At 40.7% G+C, this 1031-nt stretch carries 3 protein-coding genes and 1 tRNA gene (1 of these 4 running past the window's edge); all 4 read left to right on the forward strand.

Annotation, left to right across the window (positions count from 1 at the left end; translation table 11 throughout):
• The first annotated feature begins 151 nt into the window (after positions 1-151).
• The gene (locus QZL64_RS10670) at positions 152-421 is read left to right on the forward strand and encodes a hypothetical protein (RefSeq protein ID WP_021841974.1); all 270 of its coding nucleotides are present in this window, start codon (positions 152-154) and stop codon (positions 419-421) included.
• Positions 390-581 (forward strand): helix-turn-helix domain-containing protein, encoded by a 192-nt coding sequence (locus tag QZL64_RS10675; RefSeq protein WP_021841975.1) that lies wholly within the window; start codon positions 390-392, stop codon positions 579-581. The genes QZL64_RS10670 and QZL64_RS10675 overlap by 32 nt, the downstream gene beginning before the upstream one ends.
• Positions 582-600: 19 nt before the next feature.
• The gene (locus tag QZL64_RS10680) at positions 601-987 is read left to right on the forward strand and encodes a hypothetical protein (protein WP_021841976.1); all 387 of its coding nucleotides are present in this window, start codon (positions 601-603) and stop codon (positions 985-987) included.
• 18 nt (positions 988-1005) lie between these two features.
• Positions 1006-1031: transfer RNA gene (locus QZL64_RS10685), tRNA-OTHER, on the forward strand (it continues 73 nt past the right edge of the window).

Genomic DNA, 1031 nt, shown 5'->3' on the forward strand with positions numbered 1-1031 from the left:
GTTCTGTTAAAGATAAGTTTTAGAATGAAATTCGACAAGAGATATTAAATCTCTTGCCGGATTTCTTTTTTTATGCGGCAGAGGAAAAGAAAGCGTGCAAGAGAGTAAAAATCTCTGGCACGCTTATTTTATTTAGAGAGAGGTAACGGATATGACTAAAGGAGCTATACACAAATTAAATGAAAAACAGGTTAAGTATTGCAAAACAATGTCAGCGGTAATAGCAATAGACAGAAAAAACGGAGCTAAAGAGCAATACGAGAAAGACACAGGGAAATTAAGAGGATACTTAGAGTGCCTTATGCAAATGGGAATTATAACAGAAGTGGAAATGAGAGCATTGTATCTGTGGTTTTTCGCAGAAAACAGATCGGAAAGGAGCGGAAGAGATGGCACGGAAGTACAGAAGATTGAGTTATAAGGACAGACAGACAATAGAGAGAATGAGCAGAGACGGCAGCAGGGTAATAGAGATAGCAGGAGCGCTGGGGGTACACAGAGACACAATTTATAAGGAGCTTGCACGTTGTGGAGCTACGCAGGACACATACAGCGCTGACAAGGCACAGAAAACACTTTAACAAAACGGAGCGTGGAAATATGAAAAAGGTAGATTTTGAAAAGATAAATACGGGCGATTTAGTACAAGTTCCAAGAGTGCAGTTCGCGCCTATGAGATACGGCTGGAACGGCTGGCTTTTCAGCAGTGCAGTAGTAATAAGAAAAGGGTATGGGAAAAGGACAAAAGAGCCTGTGATAGTAGTAGAAATGATGCTACCAAAGGCGAGGGATGATTATAAAACAGTCCAAAGAACATTTTACGCAGACGAAGTATTTCAGACAAATGAAGCAGAGCGAGCAAAACGATTTTGTGAAGAGTACGGAGTAAGCACAACGGAAGAGTTTTATAGTTTCATACAGCGAGAAGATGTAACAGGCTGTAACGAGATTAAATTTCTTGTGGATAAAGGATTTATATTCGATTAAGCGGTAGCAGCCGCATAAGCGCCCGTAGCTCAATGGCTAGAGCA

The sequence above is a fragment of the Veillonella sp. CAG:933 genome (assembly GCF_000431435.1).
In the GTDB taxonomy this organism is placed as follows: Bacteria; Bacillota; Negativicutes; order Veillonellales; family Veillonellaceae; genus Veillonella_A.